This is a genomic window from Devosia riboflavina (genome assembly GCF_000743575.1).
In the GTDB taxonomy this organism is placed as follows: Bacteria; Pseudomonadota; Alphaproteobacteria; order Rhizobiales; family Devosiaceae; genus Devosia; species Devosia riboflavina.
Map to the genome: position 1 here is coordinate 135,933 of NZ_JQGC01000015.1, position 20,336 is coordinate 156,268.

Sequence of the window (20,336 nt, forward strand, 5' to 3'; positions counted from 1 at the left end):
AGTATACGGTTGTATACTTCAAGCGAAACCATTTGTCTACAGGTGTATAGTTATGGACAAGGACGGTCCACGCCGGCGGAATGCGCAGGCGACACGGGACGACATACTGGCCTCGGCGAGGGCCGCCTTTGCCCGTTCCGGCTATGATGGCGCAGGGCTGCGGGAGATTGCCGAAGGGGCCGGGGTGACCGCCATGATGATCGGCCGCTATTTCGGCTCGAAAGAAAATCTCTTTGCCGAAGCTGTCGCCGCTGCCATGGGCGAGACCGAACTTCTGGGGTCCGAAATTCTATCCTCCCCCGATGTTGCTCGGGAGATGGCGGCCGGCCTCGTCCGGATTACCGCCCCTGATGCGCCCATTCTGGAGGGTTTTGAAATCGCCCTGCGCTCGGCCGCCAGCGACACGGCGGCGAGCCTGTCGCGCGAGCACATCGAGGTCCAGAAGCTGAAAAGACTGGCAAATTCCTTGCAAGGGGACGATCGAGAGACGCGCGCCGCTATTCTCATTGCCCTAGTCGCGGGCCTTCAAACGATGCGGCAGGTCATCGGTTTGACCCCTCTGGCCAAGGCGGACCCCGAGCAATTAACGGGCCTGATGGCCGCCGTGCTCGAGCCCTTGCTGGTGGCAAAATCTGAATCTATCCCCGCCCCCTCAGCTCCATCGTAAAATCCAAAAATTCCCCCGACGGGACGGAGTCGAGACGGACGGCTGCGGGGATGCTGAGCGCACGGGACCGTTCCCGTGTGGGTTCGGGGGCTGGTCCCATGCGACGAGCGATCAAGTGGCGCTATAAGTCCTGTCCAAAAAATCAGCACCCCGAGGCGGTTTCGTCTCACTAACTAAAATCTCAGGGGCGCAATCGCCTCGGGGTCCGTTCCAGTTGCAAAGACCTGACGCGGAGACGCGGGCAGGGTGGGCGTGTTTTTGCCGTCATCCTCGGGTCGGGCCCGAGGGTGACGAGCGCGAAAAAAATTGTCGAACTTTCACATCCTCAATCGTCGCCTGAGCAATCGGGCAAGGAGCCCGAAAAATTTGAAGGGACAAAAGATGCGTAAAGTGGTGGCCGGGCTGTTTCATTCCGTGGATGGCGTCGTCGAGGCGCCGAACGAATTTCAGTTCGATTCCTTCGATACCGAGCTTGGCGAGGAGCTTGGTGCCGTCATGGGCAATGTTTCCACCGTGGTGATGGGCCGGGTGGGCTATCAGGAATGGGCGGGATATTGGACCAATGCCAGCCAAGACCTCGATTTTGCCGGTTTCATCAATGGAGTCGAAAAATTCGTCGCTTCGGAAACGCTGCAGCCGTCCGAGGTGACCTGGAGCAATGCTCACCTCATCGAGGGTGATTTTCTCGATTTCGTCAGGGCGCTGAAATCGGGCGAGGGCGGCGATATCTGCGCCATGGGCGGCATCTCGCTGGTGCGGCAACTGGTCTTTGCCGGGCTGATGGATGAATTGACACTGATTACCCACCCGGTCATCGCAGGAAAGGGACGGCATCTGTTCGAACCGGGCGATCCGACCACGCGGCTCGAACTCATTCGCGCCCGCACTACCTCCAAGGGCAATGTGGTGCAGGTCTATCGGCGGCTGGCTTAGCGCTCTCAATTCATCGTCATTGCCGGGCTTGTCCCGGCAATCCATCTCGCCTCCGCATGGACCACCGGGACAAGCCCGGTGGTGACGACCGAGGAGGGAGCGTTCTATTTCACCGATCGCGGCAGTTCGCCCGATTGCCAGAGGCCGAGACCAAAGCCATCCGGGTCCAGAAAATCGGCGCTCCAGCCGCCTGGGGCTTCGGAGACAGGGGTGACGATGTTGACCCCCTTTTGTGCCAGCTCGCTCACCACGTCGTCGATGCCGCCTTCGTCGAGTTCGAAGACGATGGCCGGCGTGTCGCCGCGCTTGCCGTCCTGCTGGAAGAAGATCAGGCCGGGGCCGTTTTCGATCGACCCTTGCAGCCAGAAGGGTTCGGCGCCCTCCATGCGTTCGAGGCCGAGGCCCAGCGTTTCGTTGTAGAAACTTTCGGTGCGAAGGATATCGCTGACATAAAAGACGATGCTGACATTCTTGGGTTTGAGGCTCATGGAAAACCCTCCAATCGTGGTTACGTCAGCCTATTGCCGCGGCGTGTCGCTTTGTGAGCGTTTTACCAGAAAAAGATGTCCGTCGGGATCGTGGCTGGCAAAAACGCCGCCATGGCGGAGGAGCGCGGGTAGGAGAACGTCGCGGATGCGGCCATAGGCGAGGTCGAGATTGAGCCCGGTCAGTTCCTCGGGTGCCACAAGGCCCTTGGTTGTCAGGTGGCGTTTCAGCGCCGACACGCGCTGGCGCAGGGCGGTATCGGGCAGATCAAGCAGATAGGCGATTTCGCTCCGGTTATGCCCGGTCAGCACCAGGGCTGCTAAAGTGCGTAAAGCCGGGGGGAGGCCGGAGAGAATGTCGTCCTGTTTGGTATCATCGGCTTTTGCATCCGGCGCCCGTGCCGCCTGCCAGGCGGTTTCGCGGCCCTTGCGCCGGCGTGCCGTGCGCGCCTCCATGCGGGCGCGGTTGCGCACGACGCCGGTCAGCCAGCGGGCATTTTCGGGCGTTTCGATATCGCTGCGGCCCGCGGTTATGGCTGATATCAGCGCCTCCTGCACCACGTCTTCCGCTTCGGCGGCGGTATGTTCCCGCGCGGCGATAGAGAGGAGCTGCGCATAAAGGCGGCCGCGCATCTGCGGCTAAGACGCCTTGGCGAGGGTGACTTCCTCGCTCAAGAGGCTCGCCAGCGCCGTGCCGGAAATGGGCGGAGAGAACAAGAAGCCCTGCACCTCGGAAACGCCCTGGGCGCGCACCAGCGAGAGCTGTTCCTCGGTCTCGACCCCTTCCACCGTGGTCGACATGCCCAGCGATTGGCCAAGCCCGATGACGGCGCGAATGATGGCCTGGCTATCGGCGCGGCTCGCGAGATCGCGGATGAAGGAGCGATCGATCTTGATCTTGTCGAAGGGGAAGGAGCGCAAATAGGAGAGCGAGGAATAGCCGGTCCCGAAATCGTCCATGGAGATGCGCACGCCCATGGCGCGCAGCTCGTGCAGGGCCTTGAGGGTCGATTCGCTGTCCGTAAGCAGCAGGCTTTCGGTGATTTCGAGTTCGAGCCGGCTGGGGTCGAGCCGGGCATTGCTCAGCGCCCGGCGCACCTGGGTGACGAGGTCGCGCTGGCGGAACTGGACCGGGGAGAGATTGACGGCGATACGCACGGATTTGGGCCAGTTGGCCGCGGTGGCGCAGGCCTCGTTGAGGACCCACTGGCCGATGGCGGAGATCAGCCCGGTATCCTCGGCCACCGGAACGAATTCGGCGGGCGACACTGTGCGGCCTTCAAAATCCCAGCGCAGCAAGGCTTCGACGCAGGTGACGCGGTTTTCCGCAAGGCCGAGGAGCGGCTGGTACATCAGCCGGAATTCGTTGCGGCTCAGCGCCAGGCGCAGGCCGGCCTCGATCAGGCGCCGCTGCTGCAATTCGGCATCCATGCCGGTTTCGAAGAAGTGGTAGGTGGAACGGCCTTCGCTTTTGGCCTTATAGAGCGCCAGATCGGCATTCTTGACCAGCGTATCTGTGGTCAGGCCATCGCCGGGCCCGACGGCGATGCCGACGCTGGCGCCGATCTCAATCTGCTGGCCGCGGATATTCATGGGCGCGCCCATGGCCTTGATGATGCGGTCGGCGACGCGCGCGGCGGCATCGGCGCTGTCGATGGGGCGCAACAAGAGGGCAAATTCGTCGCCACCGAGGCGCGCCAGCAGGTCGCTTTCCCGCGTCGTGCCCCAGAGACGCACGGCGGCCTGTTTGATGACTTCGTCCCCAATGGCGTGGCCGAGCGTGTCGTTGACGGCCTTAAAGTGGTCGAGGTCGATATAGAGCACGGCGGCCATCTCGCCGCGCTTCAGCCCGGCTTCGGTGCGCGCCATTTCTTCAAGGAATTCGGCGCGGTTGGGCAGGTCGGTCAGCGCATCGTGGCGGGCGAGGTGGTGGATACGCGCCTCGTTCTGGCGTTGCTCGGTAATATCTTCATGCGTCGAAACCCAGCCGCCATCCTTCATCGGATGGTGCTGCATCAGGATGATGCGGCCGTTGAGCTCGTGAACGGTCTTGCCATATTCGCGCTTGGCGATGACTTCGCGGCGCCAAAGGATATAGTCATTGCGATCCCCGCCCGCGCTCATGCCCACGTCGAAGAGATGGCCCAGAATGTCTTCGAGCTGCGCACCGGGGCGCACATACTCTTGGGGCAGGTTGTAGATGCGCGAATAGGGCTCGTTGCAAATGACCAGACGCCCCTTGGCGTCCATCATGCAAAGGCCTATGGAAATGTTGTTCACGGCCGCGTCGAGCCGGATGTTCTGCCGCTCGAGCTCCAGCTTGCGCTTCTGCACCGTCTCGGACATCTGGATTTCGTCGGTGACGTCTTCATGCGTCACCACCCAGCCGAGCTTTTCGGAATAGATATGGGCGGTTTCGACGATGCGACCGCCATAGACCACTTCCTGGCTCTTGGTGCGCATGCCGCCGCGATTGGAAAGCAGCTCGCTCGTATAGGCCTCGTAGAAGGCATCTGGGCTCTGGCCGGGGTGATTGCCGAGCTTGTGGGAGAGGTGCACGACCTCTTCGAGCGTCATGCCCTTGCGGATGGCGTCTTCGGAAAAGCCGTAGAATTCGCGATAGTTCTTGTTCCACATGACCAGCCGGAACTGCGGCGACCATACACAAAAACCATAGGGGATGTTTTCCAGCGCAGCATCAAGCAGCAGCGCGTCAGCGACGTCGGTCGTGCCAGCGTCCAGTTCCCCCATCAATATCCCTCTGTGTCATTCTTTCATGACGCTTTGGTGAAGCTAAAGGCAGGGGCTTAACGCAGACTTAAATCGATGACGCGAATGAATTTGCAGTCCGGCGAGACAGGGCGGGCGAGGCTGGTGGATCGGCCAGCAATGCCGCGATTTGGGTCACGCCTTGCTCAGGCGTAAGGCGGCCCATGTCGAGCCGCAAATCGTAATCCTTGCCGCGGTGCACGCCGTCCTGCCAGCGGAGCACGGGCGGGGGCGGAATATCGCCGGTCGCATAAAATCCATCCTGCGGGTCGGCATTGCGGCGGCGCATGATCTCGTCGATGTCGCAGTCGATGCCGATGAGTAAGGCACCGAGCGGTCCAAGGGTGGATGCGGCCCGATCAAGAATGCCCAGTGGCGCCGAATAATCCTCGTGCATGCCGAGATCGGCGACGATGTCGAAGCCGGACTCGGCCTGAAGGCGAACGGTCGCGAAGAGGAGATCGTAGAGTTTTGCCACGGCCGGTTCGAGGTCCGGCCTTTCGCCGCCGGGACGAAGGCCGATGCCGGGCATGAGGGCTGGTGGCAGGGTCGCCATGAAACTGTCGACGCCGGTATTGAGCCAGGTTCCAGGAACGCTCGACTGGATCGCCCGGACAAGGCTGGATTTGCCCGAGCGCGGAGCGCCGTTGAGAATAACCACGCGCCCAAGGCGCGTCGCGTCGTCGGGAGACATTAGCTGTTCGCCTTCTTCGAAGGATACGAGCCCCACGGGGTAGAGTGGAGCGTAAAGAGGGTCAAGACCGACGTACCCAGCGATGATCAAGTACAGTTTTGAGCTAGAACCTGTTCAGCGCCGCCGCTTAGTGCCATACCGGTTCAACGCTCCGCTGCCTCAAGGCCAAACAAGCCATGTCTGCCTTCATTCCCGACCTGCCCGTTATTTTGGCCTTTGCGCTGGCGACCGTGATCCTCGCCATTACGCCGGGCCCGGATATGGCGCTGCAATTGAGCCGTGCCATCAACTATGGCCGCGCGCATGGTGTCGCGGCGATGTTCGGGGCGATGGCGGGTATTTTGGTCCATACGACCCTCGTGGCGTTTGGCATTTCGGTGCTGATCATTGCCGCACCCCCGCTGTTTCTGGCGCTGAAGATTGTTGGGGCGCTTTATCTCCTGTGGCTGGCCTATCAGGCGATCGTGCATGGTGGTGGCCTCAGGATCGCCGAGGCGGCCAAGAAGCCGCCGACCGTGCGGCAGAGTTTTGCGACAGGGCTCGGTATCAATCTCCTTAATCCCAAGGTGGTGCTGTTCTTCGTGACCTTCCTGCCGCAGTTCGTTGACGCGCATGATCCCGGCGCGACCTCAAAGCTGTTCTTTCTCGGTTTTGAGTTTGTGCTGCTCTCGATCCCGCTTGGGCTCGTCACTGTGCTGGCGGCCGATTGGCTGGCGGCAGCGTTCAAGCGCAGCAAGTGGGTCGAGCGCATTCTGAACTGGAGCTTTGCGGCGATCTTCACCGCCTTTGCTGCCACCATTCTCACGGCACAGGCGCGCCACTGATGAATTATCGTCACGTCTTCCACGCCGGCAATTTTGCCGATGTGGTCAAGCACACCATTCTCACCCGCATCCTGGCCTACCTGATGCGCAAGGACGCGCCGTTTCGGGTCATCGATACCCATGCCGGCGTCGGGCTCTACGACCTCAAGGGCGCGGCGGCGGAAAAGACCGGCGAATGGGTCGATGGCATTGGGCGCCTGATTGAGCGCGACCTGCCCAAGTCTGCTCAGGATCTCCTCACGCCCTATCTCGATGCCGTGCGCGCGCAGAATCCCAGCGGCGAACTGCGCTTCTATCCCGGTTCGCCGCTGATCACGCGAAACATGCTGCGGCAGCAAGACCGGCTGATGGCGCTTGAACTGCATCCGGTCGATGTCGAAGCGCTGCGCGAGAATTTTTCCGGCGACTTTCAGGTCCGCGTTACGCATGTCGATGGCTGGCAGGCCCTTGGTACGCATCTGCCACCCAAGGAGAAGCGCGGCCTTGTGCTCATCGATCCGCCCTTCGAGGAGCGGAACGAATTCGAGCGCATGGTGCAGAATCTCATCAAGGCGCACAAACGTTGGCCTACAGGGCTCTATGCCCTGTGGTATCCTATCAAGGATGTGGCAGACGTGGATAAGTTCGTCGCCTTGCTTCAGGCATCGGCTATCCCAAAGATCCTGAGGCTGGAGTTGACCATCCGGCAGCCTTCCAATCCGCCGCGCCTCCATGGCACCGGCATGATCGTCATCAATCCGCCCTTTGTGCTCGAAGAAGAGATGCGGGTGCTGATGCCTGTGCTTGCCGATGTGCTGAGTGACGAGGGCAGGGGACGTTGGGCGATCGACTGGGTGGCGGGGGAGTAGCTACCAGAGACGCCCTGGCCACAGTTCCAGCGTGTTCAATTCATCGAACGCCACATCTGCAGAAACTAGTTTGATATCTTCCATCAGTGCAGTTGCGCCAATAATGCGGTCGAACGGATCGCGATGATTCCAATCAAGTATGGAAGCACCAAGGCTAGCGGCGGCGGAGACGTCCAACACCTTTATTCCTTGGCGGGCTGCAAGACCCACCAGTTCGAGTTGGTAGGGAGCCATTTCCGGCCATTTTCCCAGCCGGATCTTTTGTCCAATTTCGTAGAAGCTGATCGCGCTGATTGAAACTGCTTGTGCCGTGTCTATTGCCTCAATGGCTCTGGCGGAAAGCCTCTCGTGTGCCAACAGAGACCATGCCCAAGCATGAGTATCCAGCAAAAGACGGCTCAAGCCGCGCCCTCCCACGCAGCGAGATCTTCCTCGCTCATGGGTTCGAGAAAATCAGGGACGGTATCAACCTTGCCCTTCAACAGACCAAACGTAAAAGGCTTCAGTTTCTGAACCGGGACGATTTTTACCGATGTCAGATCATCCTTGTCGATCACCACATCTTCACCGGAAATAGCGGCGTCGATCAGCTCGGATAATTTTGTTTCGGCAACCTTAACTGAGACTTTCATCATGCCTCCATGCCCGGCAATATAGAGCACTGGCCATCAAGGTTCCAGATCGCCGAAGGTTTGCTCAGACCCCTGCCAGAGCGTCGCGGTCCTTTTTGGAGAGGCGTTCGCTTTCGCTCTTGAGCTGGCCGCAGGCGGCGAAGATGTCACGGCCGCGGGGGGTACGCACCGGGCTGGCGTAGCCGGCGCGGTTGACGATGTCGGCGAAGCGCTCGATGCGGCTCGAGGGCGAGGTGCCGTAGTTTGAACCCGGCCAGGGGTTGAACGGGATCAGGTTGATCTTGGCCGGAATGCCGGCGAGGAGGCGCACCAGTTCCTTGGCTTCCGCATCGCTGTCGTTGATGCCGTCGAGCATCACATATTCGAAGGTGATGCGGCGGGCGTTGGAGAGGCCGGGATAGTTCCGGCAGGCTTCGAGCAGTTCTTTCAGCGGCCACTTCTTGTTGATCGGCACCAGCACGTCGCGAAGATCGTCGCGCACGGCGTGGAGGGAAATCGCCAGCATGACGTCGATTTCGCTGCCGGTGCGCTCGATATAGGGCACAACGCCGGAGGTCGAGAGCGTGATGCGGCGCTTGGAGATGGACATGCCGTCGCCGGCCGAGGCGATGAGCAGGGCCTGCTTGACGTTGTCGAAATTGTAGAGCGGCTCGCCCATGCCCATCATCACGATATTGGTGATGGCGCGGTTTTCGCCTGATGGCACGAGGCCGCCGTCATCGGGACGCGAGCCACCGGGGAAATCGCCCAGGCGCTCGCGGGCCATGAGGATCTGGCCGAGGATTTCGCCCGCGGTCAGGTTGCGGACGAGCTTCTGGGTGCCGGTGTGGCAGAAGGAGCAGGTGAGGGTGCACCCGACCTGCGAGGACACGCAAAGCGTGCCGCGATCGGATTCAGGGATGTAGACGGTCTCGACTTCAACGGCCGGAAAGTTGGGGTTCTGCGGATCGCGAAAACGGAAGAGCCACTTGCGGGTGCCATCGACCGAAACCTGCTCGGTGACGATTTCCGGGCGATCGAGAATAAAAGTGTCGGCCAGCTTCTGGCGCACGGGCTTGGCCACATTGGTCATGCGGTCGAAATCGGTGACGCCGTTCACATAGAGCCAGTTCCAGAGCTGGCTCGAGCGCATGCGGCCTTCCTTTTCGCCCACCACGTCGTTGGCGACGAGCGTTTCGGCGAGCTGCGCCTTGGAAAGGCCGATCAGCGACGGCCGTGCCGCCGTCTGGGGGCGGATGGCGGTCGAATGGTCAAGGTTCAGCGCGATGCTCATGGCGGCTCGAAGGGGCTCAAAAATGCGGGAAGTCCGCGGCCAATAGCATATGGGAGCAAAAAACACAAAGTCACGCCCGCGGGAGGCGGCTTTGCGAAGGGTGCAGGACAGCACTTTGGCCTGACCGCGTCTCCGCGTCAGGTTTTTGCAGGTGGAACGGACCCCGAGGCGATTGCGCCCCTGAGATTTTAGTTAGTGAGACGAAACCGCCTCGGGGTGCTGATTTTTTGGACAGAACTATGGCGCCACTTGATCGCTCGTCGCATGGGACCAGCCCCCGAACCCACACGGGAACGGTCCCGTGCGCTCAGCATCCCCGCAGCCGTCCGTCTCGACTCCGTCCCGTGGGGGGAATGGAGCTGTTTTATCACTGGTTCGAGGGGGCGGGGATAAACTGTATAAATCCGGGTTTCGGCCAGCGCCGATCAGCACTCGGCGCCGATGGCCTGCTGGGCAGCAGTGGCGCCGGAGAGCGAGTAGTTCTGGATGACCTGGGTGCCGGCGGCATTGGTGCCCTGCACGGTCAGCGAGGAGCCGGCGCGAATGGCGGCGGCGAGGGCGGCAGACTGGCCGGAATCGTCGAGCCAGGCAGCATCGCCCTGGGTGAAGAGCGCAAAGCTCTGGCCGCCGACGCTGATGGTCGCGACCGAGCCGGTCTGGAAGGTGTAGCCTGCGACGATATTGATTTCGCTGACCATGTCCTCGCCGGGACGATTGGTGATGTAGAGATAGCCCTGGCCTTCGGATGCCGGGTCCGAGGTCTTGGGCTTGGTCATGGCAAAGCAGATGGTGCCCGAACCATCGTCAGCCGCGTAGCTCGACCAATCCCTGAAATCCCCCAGTACCCGCGCCGACTGCGCCAGCGCCGGAAGCGCGGTGGCAAGAACCAGGACGAGGGCGAGAGCGGATTTTTTTCCGAAGGTCATGGACGGGAGCTCGCGGGGTAGGATGGGCGGCGGGCCAAGGCCCGGCGCCCTTTATGGTCTAAATGGAGGAGTGGGCAAAGCCCAAATCACTTGCAGGCGGCGTCGATGGCGTTCATCGCGGCAGTGGCGCCGGAGAGCGAATAGGTATCGGTGGTATTGGTACCGCGCTGCGACGTACCCTTGATCAGGAGCTGGCTGCCGGCCTTGAAGGCGGAAACGAAACCGGCCTCGTCACCGGTCGAGGCGAGCCAGGCGGCCGACCCTTCGGTGACCATGGGATAGGATTTTCCGTCGACGGAGGCGCTGGCATTGGCCGCGGTCGCGTTGAACGGATAGCCGATCAGGGTCTGGACTTCGTTCTTGGTGCCGAGGCCCTTGCGATGGATGATCATGAAGTGGATCGGGTCGCGATTGGCGCCGGCCGGTTCCGACTTGGTCGGCGTTGCCGAAATATAGCAGATCTGGCCGCTGGCATCGGTCGCCTGCCAGGCGGTCCAGGCGTTGAACGAGCCCAACTCCGTGGCCTGCTGCGCCTGGGCGGCGGTCGCAAATGTCACGAGAGCAGTCACCGCGAGCCCAAATACGAGGCCACCGGTCTTTTTCTTCATTGCCAATTCTTCCTCTTTTCGCTGCCAGTTCGCGTGGGATGCGTCCGCCCAGCATGCCGCAAACATGGTTACTAACCTGTCAAGCGGGCCTTTCATGCGCCGCTTTTGCCTCAAATGCTCGGCAAAGGCGGCGGCAATTTGGCAGGTGCGCGCCACAAGGTCCCGCTTTGAACCCGAACGGTTAAAACGAGGCTAACGCTTGCGTGAGCGAGAGCATTCAGGCGGCCAAGGGATAGGTTTCTTCCACCACATAGGGGCCGCCCCCCACCGAATCCCGGCTTGAAAAGAGCGCGAAGCGCGCGACCGAAAAACTTAAGGGTTCGAAGCGCCCTGCCTCGGCAATGAAGCGCGCGACGTCTTCGGCAGCGGTACCGCGCAACCGGGCGAGGCTGACATGCGGCACGAACTTTCGGCCATCGGGCGGCAGGCCGGCGCGCTGCAACATGCGCTCATGGGCCGCCTGCAGGCGATTGAGCGCTTCGCTGGGTTCGACCCCGGCATAAAGGGCCCGGGGCTTGTCGCCGCCAAAAGTCCCCAGATGCGTGAGCTTTATGGGAAAGCGCAGGCTTTCGCTGAGATAGTCGAGATTATCCACGACCTCATTGGCGGTCTTGTTGTCGACATCGCCGATGAATCTCAAAGTAATGTGATAGTTTTCCGGTTCGATCCAGCGCGCGCCGTTAAGGCCGCCGCGCTTCAGCGACAGGGCAAAGCCGATATCGGAGGGGATTTCGAGGCCGGTAAAAAGCCGGGGCATGGCAGTTCTCCCAGGCAGGAGCGACGGAATCTGATGCAGACCCTAACACAAACGGGTCATCTGGCCAGTCACAGATGTCGCAGCGTTCCGTTTCGCCTTGTAAATCAACGGTTGCGAATCCATATTTGCACTCAAGTGGCAAAAGCCAATTGCCCCCGGCGGTTCAAAGACCGCGATTTTCCAAGGGAAAGGGAATTAGAATGGCTGAATATGACCGTCAGACCCTCGGTGCGCGGGCCGGCTCGGCCTTGGCCATCGACGAGGGCCTGCGCAGCTACATGCTGCGCGTCTACAATTACATGGGCCTTGGCCTCGTGGTCACGGGCGTCGTGGCTTACTTCACCAGCCAGTGGGCGCTCTCGAGCGAAGCCAATGCGCAGCTCATCTATGGCAGCCCACTGTCCTGGGTGATCATGCTCTCGCCGCTGGCCTTCGTGCTGGTGCTGAGCTTCGGCATCAACAAGCTCTCCGTCGGCGCCTCCCAGGCTATCTTCTGGGCCTTCGCGGCCGTGATGGGCCTGTCGCTCAGCTCGATCTTCCTCGTCTATACCGGCGCCTCGATCGCCAAGGTGTTCTTCATCACCGCCGCTACCTTTGGCGCGATGAGCCTTTACGGCTACACCACCAAGCGTGACCTGACCGGCATGGGCAACTTCCTGATGATGGGCCTCATCGGCATCATCATCGCCTCGATCGTGAATATCTTCATGGCCTCGTCCATGCTCGATTTCATCATCTCGGTCGTCGGCGTGCTGATCTTCACGGGTCTGACCGCCTATGACACCCAGAAGATCAAGGAAAGCTATTCGGACGCTTATGGTGCCGACGTGATGGCAAAGAATGCCATCATGGGTGCCCTGTCGCTCTACCTCGACTTCATCAACCTGTTCCTGATGCTCCTCCGCCTCTTCGGCAATCGCGAGTAATCAGCAGCTTCCTTGATTGCTCAATCAAGGAATTTGGTTGGACTGACATTCGGACCGCAGCCTACAAAGGCTGCGGTCTTTTTCTTTTGTGCGCCGCCATGTCCGATTTTCTTCTCCGCCCCTTCGCCTGGTCCGATGTTCCTGCGATCACCCAGATCTATCGCCACTATGTCGACAACACCGCCATTACCTTCGATACCGAAGCGCCCGGCGAGCAAGGCATTGCGGAGAAATATGCAGGCCTCCTGAAACTCGGCCATCCGGTCATCGTCGCGGAGCGGGCGGGAAAAGTGCTGGGCTATGCTTATGCGAGCTTTTATCGGCCGCGCGCGGCCTATCGGTTTACCTGCGAGGATTCGATCTATCTTGACCCGACCGAGACGGGGAAAGGGCTGGGCAAGGCCCTCCTTACCGAGCTGCTGGTCCAGTCCAAGGCCCATGGGTTCAAGCAGATGCTGGCGGTGATCACGGCCGACACGGCCAATTCCATCGCCATCCACGAAAAGTTCGGGTTCGAGCGCGTCGGCTACTATAAGTCGGTGGGCCTGAAATTCGATCGCTGGCACGATATCGTGCACCTGCAAAAGGCGCTGTGAGGCGGTGGCGCTGCTCACGCTCATGGTCGGCCTGCCCGGCTCGGGCAAGACGACGCGGGCCAAGGCGCTCGCCGCCAAGACCGGCGCCCTGCGCCTGACCCCGGACGAATGGCAGACGCGGCTCTTTGCCGACGACATGCATCATCCCGATCACGACCTCAGGCACAATGAGGTGGAAGCGATCATGTGGGATGTCGCTTCCCATATTCTGGCCGGCGGGGGCGACGTCATTCTCGATTTCGGTTTTTGGAGCCGGGCCGAGCGGGTCGACTTTGCAGAAAAGGCACGGGCGCTCGGGGCGGATTGCCTTGTGCAGTATGAAGACGTGTCGCTCGCGGAGCTGGAAGCGCGGATTACCAGGCGTAATGAAGAGGCCGTCGGGGGCCGTTTCGTTATCCCGGTGACGATTTTGCGCGAGTGGGCCAAGCTTTTTGAACCGCCGGAGGCGGATGAGCTGGCGGGACAGTTCAGCCGGCCAGCGCCTTCTTCATCGGATAGCCATTGACGACGCGACCACTCGCCTGCGGACCATCGGGCCGCCAGCCGGCGCTTTCGTAAAAGCGCTGGGCGGTTGACGTTGCTTCGAGGCGGCCCTCCTTAAAGCCCAGAGCCTGCAATTCGCTTTCGAGCCGCGCCAGCAATGCCTTGCTGAGCCCGAGAAATCGCATGTCCGGAGCCACGTAATTGAGGGCGATTTCGCCTGTTCGCGTCACGGCTCCCACGGCGCCGACCCTGTCCGAGGCTTCGGCGACGAACATAAGAAGATTGGCATTGGCCAGCATGGTGGCGACGCCTTCAGGCGTCTTGTTGCGCGTCCAGGCAGCGACCGCGGCGGGATCATTGCCATGGTCGGCAGCGCAGAGTTCGATGATGGAGGCGGTGAGCACGCGGCTCATGGCGGGAACGTCGCCCGGCTCCGCCCGCCGAACCGAAATGCTCATCCAACCACGGCCAGGTCGGGATCGAGCACGCGAAGAACCTGCGCGAGGTCGTGACCGCGTTTCAGGATACGGCCCTGCTGGTTGGTGACCATGTATTGGCCCTGCTTGGCGCGCAGTTTCGGGTTTTTCTCCACGACGAAAAGCGGGCGTTCGGAGACGCGGGCATAGATGGAAAAGAGCGCCCGGTCCTTGAGAAAGTCCATGGCATAGTCGCGCCATTCACCGGCGCCGACCTTGCGGCCGTAGACCGACAGGATCTGCATCAGTTCGCGGCGATCGAAGGCGACGATGGGCTGAGCGGGGCGGGACGGCTGGCTCTGTGGCTCACCCACATGCACCAGCGAAAGATTGGCCGGAGGCTCATTTGGTTGACGACCCTGCACGCGACCTCCACCGAGATTCATGTCATCGGATAGTCATGATCGGCATATTCCGCCGCCTTGGCAAGGGAAGAAAAAATCCCATTTCGGCCACGATTCGTCCTTTCTGGCGCCCAATTGGACCGGCATCTTTTCACCATTGCCTCCAGCGGCTGGCAACCGGACCGACCGAGCCCCCAACCATGACGTCCGGTTGCCACTCTCCTAAAAGTTGACCTTATAGTCACGCCTGCTCCAAGCCCCCGGAGCAGGCGTTTTCTTTAGGGTTCGTAGGCGCCGGCCGCCAGAATGGCGCCGGGGAGGCCGCCGCGCTCCTGCTGCACGACGATGGCAATGCCGGTATTGGCCGCGCCCAAGACTTCGCCGAGAGGCAGCTTCAATTCGGCGCCGGTCTCGCTTTCCCACATGCCCAGCACCTGCCGTCCGGTCACCACCTGGGTATAGACCATGGATTTGCCGGCATTTTCGCCGCTGTCGATCTTGACGTCGGCGCGGTTCATATAGGTCACGAGCCAGACGACGGCATCGGAGAGATCGGCCTTGGGCGGCACGGAAATTTTGAGCATGTCGCCATTGAGCGTGAGGTCCATGGCCAGAGGCAGGCTGGCGCGGTCGACGGCCTGCTGCACCTCGTTGCGGCGCGAGCCGACCACGGCCTTGGCGCCGTTGACGACGACCTGCGGGGTATAGATGCGCGAGGAACCCCAGCTCTTGGCATAGGCGCGCTGGCGGTCGGAAAAGGCCTCCTGGGCAAAGGTGTCCTTCCAGCCCACATAGTCCCAATAATCGACGTGAAAGGCGAGGGCGACCACATCTTCGCGCTCGGCAAGAGCGGTCAGCAGCGCATCGGCCGGCGGGCAGGAGGCGCAGCCCTGGCTCGTGAACAGTTCCACCACGGCCTTGGGTTCGATGTGCTGCTCCGCCGAGGCGGCGGCGCCGAGCACACAAAAATTAGCCGCCAGCGCCAGAGCGAGGCCGATGAGGGGTCTTGAGATCATGGGCAAGGTTGTAGGCTGGCCAGATGCGCCCTGCCTAGTCAAAAGAGGGTGAGACTCGACGTTTTGGAGCCGAGCATGGGCCCCGGCTTCAGCGCGCCGCTTGATCTGCCGCAAGGCGGCAGTTTCCGGCAGAGCTAGGGTGACACTGTCGGCATCGGGCCGGAACGGATTTATCATGCCCAATTGCCTCGTTCTCTGCGGCCACCCGCTGGCGCCCAGTTTTGCCGCGGCCCTGGCCGATCGCTATGCCGATGTGCTCGCGGAGGCCGGGATTGTCACGAAGCGCGTGGATCTTGACCGGATGGACGTGCCCGCCAGTCCGGTCTCGCGCCTGCCTGGTGACGCGGAGATGCAGGGGGATATTGCGGGCTTCTGGCAGGACCTGCTTTGGGCCGACCATGTCGTCATCGTGCATCCGCTCTGGTGGGGCGGCATGCCGGCCAAGCTGAAAGCCCTGTTTGATGTGGTGCTGCAATCGGGAAAGGCTTATCGCTATGAGGGACGCAATCCGCTGCCGCTGGGCCTCCTCAAGGGCCGCTCGGCGCGGCTGGTGGTGACTTCGGACACGCCCGGCTGGTTCATGGCGCTGGCCTATGGCAATGCGCATTTTCGCGCCGTGAAGAACCAGATCCTGAAATTCGTCGGTTTTGGTCCGGTGCGTATGACGCATCTTTCGGTCATGCGCTATTCGACCTTGGAGCAGCGGGAGAGAATGCTTGAAAAAGTCGCGCGGGCCGCGCGCAAGGATTTGGCCTTGCTCGCTCGCCTGCCGCGGGCAGAAACAAAAATGGCGGCCTGAGGCCGCCATTTTCATGTTTATCCATCAGGTGGCTTAGGCGGCGACGAGGCTGCGCAGCACGTAGTGCAGGATGCCGCCGTTCTTAAAATAGTCGAGCTCGTTGGCCGTATCGATGCGGCAACGGGTCTCGATATTGAGCACGGAGCCATCGGCGCGGGTGATCTTTACGGGGACTGTGGCGCGCGGTTCGATCTGCTCGACGCCGGCGATATCGACGGTTTCGGTGCCGTCGAGGCCGAGGGTCTGCCAGCTTTCGCCATCCTTGAACTGCAGCGGGATGACGCCCATGCCGACCAGGTTCGAGCGGTGGATACGTTCAAAACTCTGGGCGATGACGGCCTTGACGCCAAGCAGGTTGGTGCCCTTGGCCGCCCAGTCGCGTGAGGAGCCGGTGCCATATTCCTTGCCGGCAAAGATCACCAGTGGCGTGTTCTGAGCCTGATAGGCCATGGCGGCATCGTAGATGGCCATCTGCGAGCCATCGGGCCCCTTGGTAAAACCGCCTTCGACGCCGTCGAGCATCATGTTCTTGATGCGGATATTGGCGAAAGTGCCGCGCATCATCACTTCATGATTGCCGCGGCGGGCGCCGTAGGAGTTGAAGTCCTTCGGGGCCACCTGGCGTTCAGTGAGATATTTGCCGGCAGGGGTGCCGGCCTTGAAGGAGCCGGCCGGGGAAATGTGGTCGGTGGTGATGGAATCGAGGAAGAGCGCCAGCACGCGGGCCGAAACCACGTCGGTGACGGGCTTTGGTTCGATGGTGAGATCTTCGAAATAGGGCGGGTTTTGCACGTAGGTGGAAGACCCGTTCCAGCCATAGGTCTCGCCGCCTTCGACCGAGATCGACTGCCAGTGCTTGTCGCCCTTGAAGACATCGGAATAGCGCGAGCGGAACATGTCGGCATTGACATGCTTGCGCACGATCTCTGCGATCTCGTGGTTGGTCGGCCAGATGTCCTTCAAATAGACCGGCTTGCCATCCTTGCTGATGCCGAGCGGCTCGGTAGTGATGTCGGTGTTGAGCGTGCCGAGCAGGGCATAGGCGACGACCAGCGGCGGGGAGGCGAGATAGTTCGCCCGCACGTCGGGGTTTACGCGGCCCTCGAAATTGCGGTTGCCGGAGAGCACCGAGGCGGCGACCAGCTTGTTCTCGTTGATCGTGTCGGAAATGGCCTGGGGCAGGGGGCCGGAATTGCCGATGCAGGTGGTGCAGCCATAGCCGACGAGATTGAAGCCGATGGCGTCGAGATCGGCCTGCAAACCCGCAGCGGTCAGGTAATCGGTGACCACCTGTGAGCCGGGTGCCAGCGAGGTTTTGACCCAGGGTTTTGAGTTAAGGCCAAGGGCGCGCGCCTTGCGGGCGACGAGGCCAGCCGCGACCAGCACCGAGGGATTGGACGTATTGGTGCAGGAGGTGATGGCGGCGATCACCACGGAACCATCGGTGATGTGATAGTCGGTGCCTTTTACCGGGAAGGCGGCTTCCTCGGGGATGTCGTGAACGCCATTGGCGCCTTCGTCGACAAAACGGCTTTCCTGCTTGTCGGCGGGAAGCCGGGTGCGCTCGATGCGGCCGCCGGAGAGGTCCGGCAGAGCCGCGTCGAAGGCACGGGTGACATCTTTCAGCGCGACGCGATCCTGCGGGCGTTTCGGGCCCGAGAGCGAGGGAACGACCGTCGAGAGATCGAGCTCGAGCGTCGAAGTAAAGGTGGGGTCGGGCGTGTCCGTGGTGCGGAACATGCCCTGGGCCTTGGAATAGGCTTCTACCAGTGCCACGCGATCGGGATCGCGGCCGGTGGTGGAGAGGAATTTGAGTGTGTCCGCGTCGACGGGGAAATAGCCGCAGGTGGCGCCGTATTCGGGAGCCATATTGGCGATGGTCGCCTGGTCCTCGAGGCTGAGATAGTCGAGGCCTGGCCCAAAAAATTCGACGAATTTGCCGACCACGCCCTTCTTGCGCAGCATTTCGGTGACGGTCAGCACAAGGTCGGTGGCGGTGATGCCTTCATTGATTTTTCCCACCAGCTTGAAGCCGACGACCTCGGGGATCAGCATGGTGATCGGCTGGCCGAGCATGGCCGCTTCCGCCTCGATGCCGCCGACGCCCCAGCCGAGGACGGCAAGGCCATTGACCATTGTGGTGTGCGAGTCGGTGCCGACGAGCGTATCGGGATAGGCGACGGTTTCGCCATCCTCGTCCTTGGTCCAGACGGTCTGGGCCAGATATTCGAGGTTCACCTGGTGGCAGATACCGGTGCCGGGCGGGACCACGCGGAAATTGTCGAAGGCCGACTGGCCCCAGCGCAGGAATTCGTAGCGCTCGCCATTGCGCTCATATTCGAGCTCGACATTTTGCGCGAAGGCGAGGGGGGTGCCGAAGGAGTCGACCATCACCGAATGGTCGATGACGAGATCGACCGGCACCAGCGGATTGATCTTTTGCGGATTGGCGCCAAGCTTTGCCGTTGCGTCGCGCATGGCGGCGAGGTCGACCACGGCGGGGACGCCGGTAAAATCCTGCATCAGCACACGGGCCGGGCGATACTGGATTTCATATTCAGAGGTGCGGGTGACGAGCCATTCGGCGATGGCCAGGATGTCTTCCTTCTTCACCGTGCGATTGTCTTCAAAACGCAGCAGGTTTTCGAGCACGACCTTCATCGAGCCGGGAAGCTTTGAGACGCCCGCCAGACCGTTCTTTTCCGCTTCTATAATGGAGAAATAGGTATAGGTCTTGCCACCGACCGTCAGGGTCGACTTGGATTTGAAGCTGTCTAGTGAGGCCACTTGCTCCGCCCTTTGCTGCTGCAACGCTGCCTACCGGAGAGCAATGGGGCCGCCGGTAAAACCGCGCTTTGCTGGAATGACTCTAATCTATGTCCTTTATAGTCAATCGGAAAAGCCCTTGCCAGTCTCGCCCATGGTTCAATACGAGATGGGGTCATGACTGAAGGGCAAGTCCACTCTCCGCTCTGCCTCAAGACTTTCGCGCTCGGCGTCGGTCGCGGCGAAACCATGCTTGCCCGCGATATTGCGCTGTCGGTTTCCGCCGGCCATGGCTTGATGCTGCGTGGTCCGAATGGGGCCGGTAAATCGACCCTGCTGTTGACGCTCGCGGGGCTGCTGTCTCCGCTCGAAGGGTCGATAGTGCTTGAGGGGCATGATGAGGATTTTGGTCCTGCTTTCCACCATTGTGGTCATCGCAACGCCATTCGCCCGCGCTTGACGGCGGTGGAGACGCTTGAGTTCTGGCGCGGGATCAACGGCAATCCTGCGCTACCGGTTGCCGAGGCGCTGGAGCGGGTTGGGCTCAGGCGGCTGGCCAGGCTCGATGCGGCCTATCTGTCTGCAGGGCAGCAACGCCGGTTGGCGCTGGCCCGGTTGCTGGTTTCGGCGCGGCCGGTGTGGCTTCTCGATGAACCGACTTCCGCGCTTGATGCGGAGGGGCAAAAGCTGCTGGCTGGGCTGATCGAAGATCATCTCGCGGCCGGCGGCATTGCCGTGATTGCCAGCCACGATGCCATTGCGCTCGACAATCTTGCTGTCTTCACGCTGGAGACCGGCGCATGAACGGTTTTTGGTCGGTGCTGTCGCGCGAAATCCGCCTGAGCCTGCGGGGCGGCGGGGAAATTCTGACGCTGGTCCTGTTCTTCGTCATCGTCGGGGCGGTGGTGCCCTTTGCGGTGGGGCCGGACAAGGCGCTGCTGGCGCGGATCGCGCCGGGGATTGTCTGGATCGCGGCCTTCCTCGCCATGCTGCTGGGGCTCGAAAAGCTCTTTGGGCCGGATCGGGCCGACGGCACGCTGGCGCTCTATCGCCTTGCCGATATTCCGCTTTCGGCGGTGGTTGCCGCAAAAGTGATTGCGCATTGGCTGACCGCGGCGCTGCCGCTGATCCTGGCCTCGCCGGTGCTGGCGCTGCTGCTTGCCATGGACGCAACGAGTTTCTGGCGGACCGTGCTGTCGCTGCTTCTCGGCACCCCGGCTTTGGCCGGTTTTGGGGCTATTGGGGCGGCCGTGACCGTGGCGACGCGGCGTGGTGGCCTCTTGGCACCCATCCTTATTGCCCCCCTATCGGTGCCGGTGCTGATCTTTGGCGTCGGCGCCATTGCGCCCACGGGCGGGCCGGACCAGGCACAGGCGGCTATTCTGCTGCTTGCGGCACTCAGTCTCATGGTCGTGGTGCTGTCTCCCTTCGCGGCAGCCCTTGCGATAGACTGGGGCGAGGACTAGAGCGTTCTGATCTCACCGCGACATGCGTTCCGAAGGCCCCCGGCAAGT

General features: G+C 61.6%; 24 protein-coding genes. 10 read left to right on the forward strand and 14 right to left on the reverse strand.

Annotated elements, in window-relative coordinates:
- Positions 1 to 52: 52 nt before the first annotated feature.
- Together JP75_RS15985 and JP75_RS15990 are read left to right on the forward strand one after the other, a co-directional pair.
- Positions 53 to 667 (forward strand): TetR/AcrR family transcriptional regulator, encoded by a 615-nt coding sequence (locus JP75_RS15985; RefSeq protein WP_035084837.1) that lies wholly within the window; start codon positions 53 to 55, stop codon positions 665 to 667.
- Between the two features lie 381 nt (positions 668 to 1,048).
- Positions 1,049 to 1,600 carry a dihydrofolate reductase family protein gene (locus JP75_RS15990; protein ID WP_035084838.1) on the forward strand — a complete coding sequence of 184 codons (552 nt, stop codon included), beginning with the start codon at positions 1,049 to 1,051 and terminating at the stop codon, positions 1,598 to 1,600.
- A gap of 104 nt (positions 1,601 to 1,704) precedes the next feature.
- Here JP75_RS15990 and JP75_RS15995 read toward each other — a convergent pair whose 3' ends face one another.
- From JP75_RS15995 to JP75_RS16010, 4 genes are all read right to left on the reverse strand, one after another.
- Entirely contained in the window at positions 1,705 to 2,088 is a 384-nt protein-coding gene (locus JP75_RS15995; protein ID WP_035084839.1) for a VOC family protein, read from the reverse strand.
- Positions 2,089 to 2,118: 30 nt separating this feature from the next.
- Positions 2,119 to 2,718, reverse strand: a complete 600-nt coding sequence (locus tag JP75_RS16000) for an RNA polymerase sigma factor (protein ID WP_035084840.1) — start codon at positions 2,716 to 2,718, stop codon at positions 2,119 to 2,121.
- A 6-nt stretch (positions 2,719 to 2,724) separates the two neighbouring features.
- Positions 2,725 to 4,836, reverse strand: a complete 2,112-nt coding sequence (locus JP75_RS16005) for an EAL domain-containing protein (RefSeq protein WP_051960784.1) — start codon at positions 4,834 to 4,836, stop codon at positions 2,725 to 2,727.
- A 67-nt stretch (positions 4,837 to 4,903) separates the two neighbouring features.
- Entirely contained in the window at positions 4,904 to 5,548 is a 645-nt protein-coding gene (locus JP75_RS16010) for a phosphotransferase-like protein (protein WP_035084842.1), read from the reverse strand.
- 176 nt (positions 5,549 to 5,724) lie between these two features.
- Between JP75_RS16010 and JP75_RS16015 the strand changes: the two genes are divergently transcribed.
- Together JP75_RS16015 and JP75_RS16020 are read left to right on the forward strand one after the other, a co-directional pair.
- The gene (locus JP75_RS16015; RefSeq protein ID WP_035084845.1) at positions 5,725 to 6,372 is read left to right on the forward strand and encodes a LysE family translocator; all 648 of its coding nucleotides are present in this window, start codon (positions 5,725 to 5,727) and stop codon (positions 6,370 to 6,372) included.
- The gene (locus tag JP75_RS16020; RefSeq protein WP_035084847.1) at positions 6,372 to 7,220 is read left to right on the forward strand and encodes a 23S rRNA (adenine(2030)-N(6))-methyltransferase RlmJ; all 849 of its coding nucleotides are present in this window, start codon (positions 6,372 to 6,374) and stop codon (positions 7,218 to 7,220) included. Before JP75_RS16015 ends, JP75_RS16020 begins: the two co-directional genes overlap by 1 nt.
- Here JP75_RS16020 and JP75_RS16025 read toward each other — a convergent pair whose 3' ends face one another.
- From JP75_RS16025 to thpR, 6 genes are all read right to left on the reverse strand, one after another.
- On the reverse strand, positions 7,221 to 7,622 hold the full coding sequence (locus JP75_RS16025; protein ID WP_035085152.1) for a type II toxin-antitoxin system VapC family toxin: 402 nt from the start codon (positions 7,620 to 7,622) through the stop codon (positions 7,221 to 7,223). It lies immediately after the preceding gene.
- Positions 7,619 to 7,882 (reverse strand): type II toxin-antitoxin system Phd/YefM family antitoxin, encoded by a 264-nt coding sequence (locus JP75_RS16030; protein WP_425277287.1) that lies wholly within the window; start codon positions 7,880 to 7,882, stop codon positions 7,619 to 7,621. The genes JP75_RS16025 and JP75_RS16030 overlap by 4 nt, the downstream gene beginning before the upstream one ends.
- A gap of 34 nt (positions 7,883 to 7,916) precedes the next feature.
- A complete protein-coding gene (gene rlmN / locus JP75_RS16035; RefSeq protein ID WP_152565872.1) occupies positions 7,917 to 9,125 on the reverse strand; it encodes a dual-specificity RNA methyltransferase RlmN in 1,209 nt (402 codons plus the stop codon).
- A gap of 425 nt (positions 9,126 to 9,550) precedes the next feature.
- Positions 9,551 to 10,051 (reverse strand): invasion associated locus B family protein, encoded by a 501-nt coding sequence (locus JP75_RS16040; RefSeq protein ID WP_035084853.1) that lies wholly within the window; start codon positions 10,049 to 10,051, stop codon positions 9,551 to 9,553.
- 86 nt (positions 10,052 to 10,137) lie between these two features.
- Positions 10,138 to 10,659, reverse strand: coding sequence for an invasion associated locus B family protein (locus tag JP75_RS25420; protein ID WP_051960785.1), 522 nt, complete (start codon positions 10,657 to 10,659; stop codon positions 10,138 to 10,140).
- Between the two features lie 217 nt (positions 10,660 to 10,876).
- Positions 10,877 to 11,416, reverse strand: a complete 540-nt coding sequence (gene thpR / locus JP75_RS16050; RefSeq protein WP_035084856.1) for an RNA 2',3'-cyclic phosphodiesterase — start codon at positions 11,414 to 11,416, stop codon at positions 10,877 to 10,879.
- Between the two features lie 200 nt (positions 11,417 to 11,616).
- Here thpR and JP75_RS16055 point away from each other — a divergent pair, with 200 nt between their 5' ends.
- The 3 genes from JP75_RS16055 to JP75_RS16065 all read left to right on the forward strand — a co-directional run bounded on the left by JP75_RS16055 (position 11,617) and on the right by JP75_RS16065 (position 13,443).
- Entirely contained in the window at positions 11,617 to 12,342 is a 726-nt protein-coding gene (locus JP75_RS16055) for a Bax inhibitor-1/YccA family protein (RefSeq protein WP_035084858.1), read from the forward strand.
- Positions 12,343 to 12,440: 98 nt separating this feature from the next.
- On the forward strand, positions 12,441 to 12,938 hold the full coding sequence (locus tag JP75_RS16060) for a GNAT family N-acetyltransferase (protein WP_035084861.1): 498 nt from the start codon (positions 12,441 to 12,443) through the stop codon (positions 12,936 to 12,938).
- A gap of 4 nt (positions 12,939 to 12,942) precedes the next feature.
- Complete coding sequence (locus JP75_RS16065) at positions 12,943 to 13,443, forward strand: P-loop nucleotide/nucleoside kinase family protein (RefSeq protein WP_244446331.1); 501 nt, start codon at positions 12,943 to 12,945, stop codon at positions 13,441 to 13,443.
- On the opposite strand, the gene JP75_RS16070 is transcribed toward JP75_RS16065, so the two are convergent.
- From JP75_RS16070 to JP75_RS16080, 3 genes are all read right to left on the reverse strand, one after another.
- Positions 13,406 to 13,879: a GNAT family N-acetyltransferase gene (locus JP75_RS16070; protein ID WP_051960786.1), complete on the reverse strand. Its 474-nt coding sequence runs from the start codon at positions 13,877 to 13,879 to the stop codon at positions 13,406 to 13,408. The two genes, JP75_RS16065 and JP75_RS16070, sit on opposite strands and share 38 nt — an antisense overlap.
- Entirely contained in the window at positions 13,876 to 14,283 is a 408-nt protein-coding gene (locus JP75_RS16075) for a DUF2794 domain-containing protein (RefSeq protein ID WP_084587723.1), read from the reverse strand. Before JP75_RS16075 ends, JP75_RS16070 begins: the two co-directional genes overlap by 4 nt.
- Positions 14,284 to 14,519: 236 nt before the next feature.
- Positions 14,520 to 15,257 carry a DUF1223 domain-containing protein gene (locus tag JP75_RS16080; RefSeq protein WP_035084865.1) on the reverse strand — a complete coding sequence of 246 codons (738 nt, stop codon included), beginning with the start codon at positions 15,255 to 15,257 and terminating at the stop codon, positions 14,520 to 14,522.
- Positions 15,258 to 15,432: 175 nt separating this feature from the next.
- Between JP75_RS16080 and JP75_RS16085 the strand changes: the two genes are divergently transcribed.
- Positions 15,433 to 16,056 carry an NAD(P)H-dependent oxidoreductase gene (locus JP75_RS16085; RefSeq protein WP_051960787.1) on the forward strand — a complete coding sequence of 208 codons (624 nt, stop codon included), beginning with the start codon at positions 15,433 to 15,435 and terminating at the stop codon, positions 16,054 to 16,056.
- A 33-nt stretch (positions 16,057 to 16,089) separates the two neighbouring features.
- Here the strand turns inward: JP75_RS16085 and acnA are convergent, their stop codons facing one another.
- Entirely contained in the window at positions 16,090 to 18,843 is a 2,754-nt protein-coding gene (gene acnA / locus JP75_RS16090) for an aconitate hydratase AcnA (protein WP_035084867.1), read from the reverse strand.
- A gap of 156 nt (positions 18,844 to 18,999) precedes the next feature.
- Between acnA and ccmA the strand changes: the two genes are divergently transcribed.
- Both ccmA and ccmB read left to right on the forward strand, forming a co-directional pair.
- Positions 19,000 to 19,626: a heme ABC exporter ATP-binding protein CcmA gene (ccmA, locus tag JP75_RS16095; protein WP_035084870.1), complete on the forward strand. Its 627-nt coding sequence runs from the start codon at positions 19,000 to 19,002 to the stop codon at positions 19,624 to 19,626.
- The gene (ccmB, locus tag JP75_RS16100; RefSeq protein WP_035084872.1) at positions 19,623 to 20,288 is read left to right on the forward strand and encodes a heme exporter protein CcmB; all 666 of its coding nucleotides are present in this window, start codon (positions 19,623 to 19,625) and stop codon (positions 20,286 to 20,288) included. The genes ccmA and ccmB overlap by 4 nt, the downstream gene beginning before the upstream one ends.
- Positions 20,289 to 20,336 lie beyond the last annotated feature (48 nt).

Coding starts and splice junctions, on each gene's coding strand:
- JP75_RS15985 (WP_035084837.1), top strand. CDS start 53: ATGGACAAGGACGGTCCACGCCGGCGGAATGCGCAGGCGACACGGGAC.
- JP75_RS15990 (WP_035084838.1), top strand. CDS start 1,049: ATGCGTAAAGTGGTGGCCGGGCTGTTTCATTCCGTGGATGGCGTCGTC.
- JP75_RS15995 (WP_035084839.1), bottom strand. CDS start 2,088: ATGAGCCTCAAACCCAAGAATGTCAGCATCGTCTTTTATGTCAGCGAT.
- JP75_RS16000 (WP_035084840.1), bottom strand. CDS start 2,718: ATGCGCGGCCGCCTTTATGCGCAGCTCCTCTCTATCGCCGCGCGGGAA.
- JP75_RS16005 (WP_051960784.1), bottom strand. CDS start 4,836: ATGGGGGAACTGGACGCTGGCACGACCGACGTCGCTGACGCGCTGCTG.
- JP75_RS16010 (WP_035084842.1), bottom strand. CDS start 5,548: ATGTCTCCCGACGACGCGACGCGCCTTGGGCGCGTGGTTATTCTCAAC.
- JP75_RS16015 (WP_035084845.1), top strand. CDS start 5,725: ATGTCTGCCTTCATTCCCGACCTGCCCGTTATTTTGGCCTTTGCGCTG.
- JP75_RS16020 (WP_035084847.1), top strand. CDS start 6,372: ATGAATTATCGTCACGTCTTCCACGCCGGCAATTTTGCCGATGTGGTC.
- rlmN (WP_152565872.1), bottom strand. CDS start 9,125: ATGAGCATCGCGCTGAACCTTGACCATTCGACCGCCATCCGCCCCCAG.
- JP75_RS16040 (WP_035084853.1), bottom strand. CDS start 10,051: ATGACCTTCGGAAAAAAATCCGCTCTCGCCCTCGTCCTGGTTCTTGCC.
- JP75_RS25420 (WP_051960785.1), bottom strand. CDS start 10,659: ATGAAGAAAAAGACCGGTGGCCTCGTATTTGGGCTCGCGGTGACTGCT.
- thpR (WP_035084856.1), bottom strand. CDS start 11,416: ATGCCCCGGCTTTTTACCGGCCTCGAAATCCCCTCCGATATCGGCTTT.
- JP75_RS16055 (WP_035084858.1), top strand. CDS start 11,617: ATGGCTGAATATGACCGTCAGACCCTCGGTGCGCGGGCCGGCTCGGCC.
- JP75_RS16060 (WP_035084861.1), top strand. CDS start 12,441: ATGTCCGATTTTCTTCTCCGCCCCTTCGCCTGGTCCGATGTTCCTGCG.
- JP75_RS16070 (WP_051960786.1), bottom strand. CDS start 13,879: ATGAGCATTTCGGTTCGGCGGGCGGAGCCGGGCGACGTTCCCGCCATG.
- JP75_RS16075 (WP_084587723.1), bottom strand. CDS start 14,283: ATGAATCTCGGTGGAGGTCGCGTGCAGGGTCGTCAACCAAATGAGCCT.
- JP75_RS16080 (WP_035084865.1), bottom strand. CDS start 15,257: ATGATCTCAAGACCCCTCATCGGCCTCGCTCTGGCGCTGGCGGCTAAT.
- JP75_RS16085 (WP_051960787.1), top strand. CDS start 15,433: ATGCCCAATTGCCTCGTTCTCTGCGGCCACCCGCTGGCGCCCAGTTTT.
- ccmA (WP_035084870.1), top strand. CDS start 19,000: ATGACTGAAGGGCAAGTCCACTCTCCGCTCTGCCTCAAGACTTTCGCG.
- ccmB (WP_035084872.1), top strand. CDS start 19,623: ATGAACGGTTTTTGGTCGGTGCTGTCGCGCGAAATCCGCCTGAGCCTG.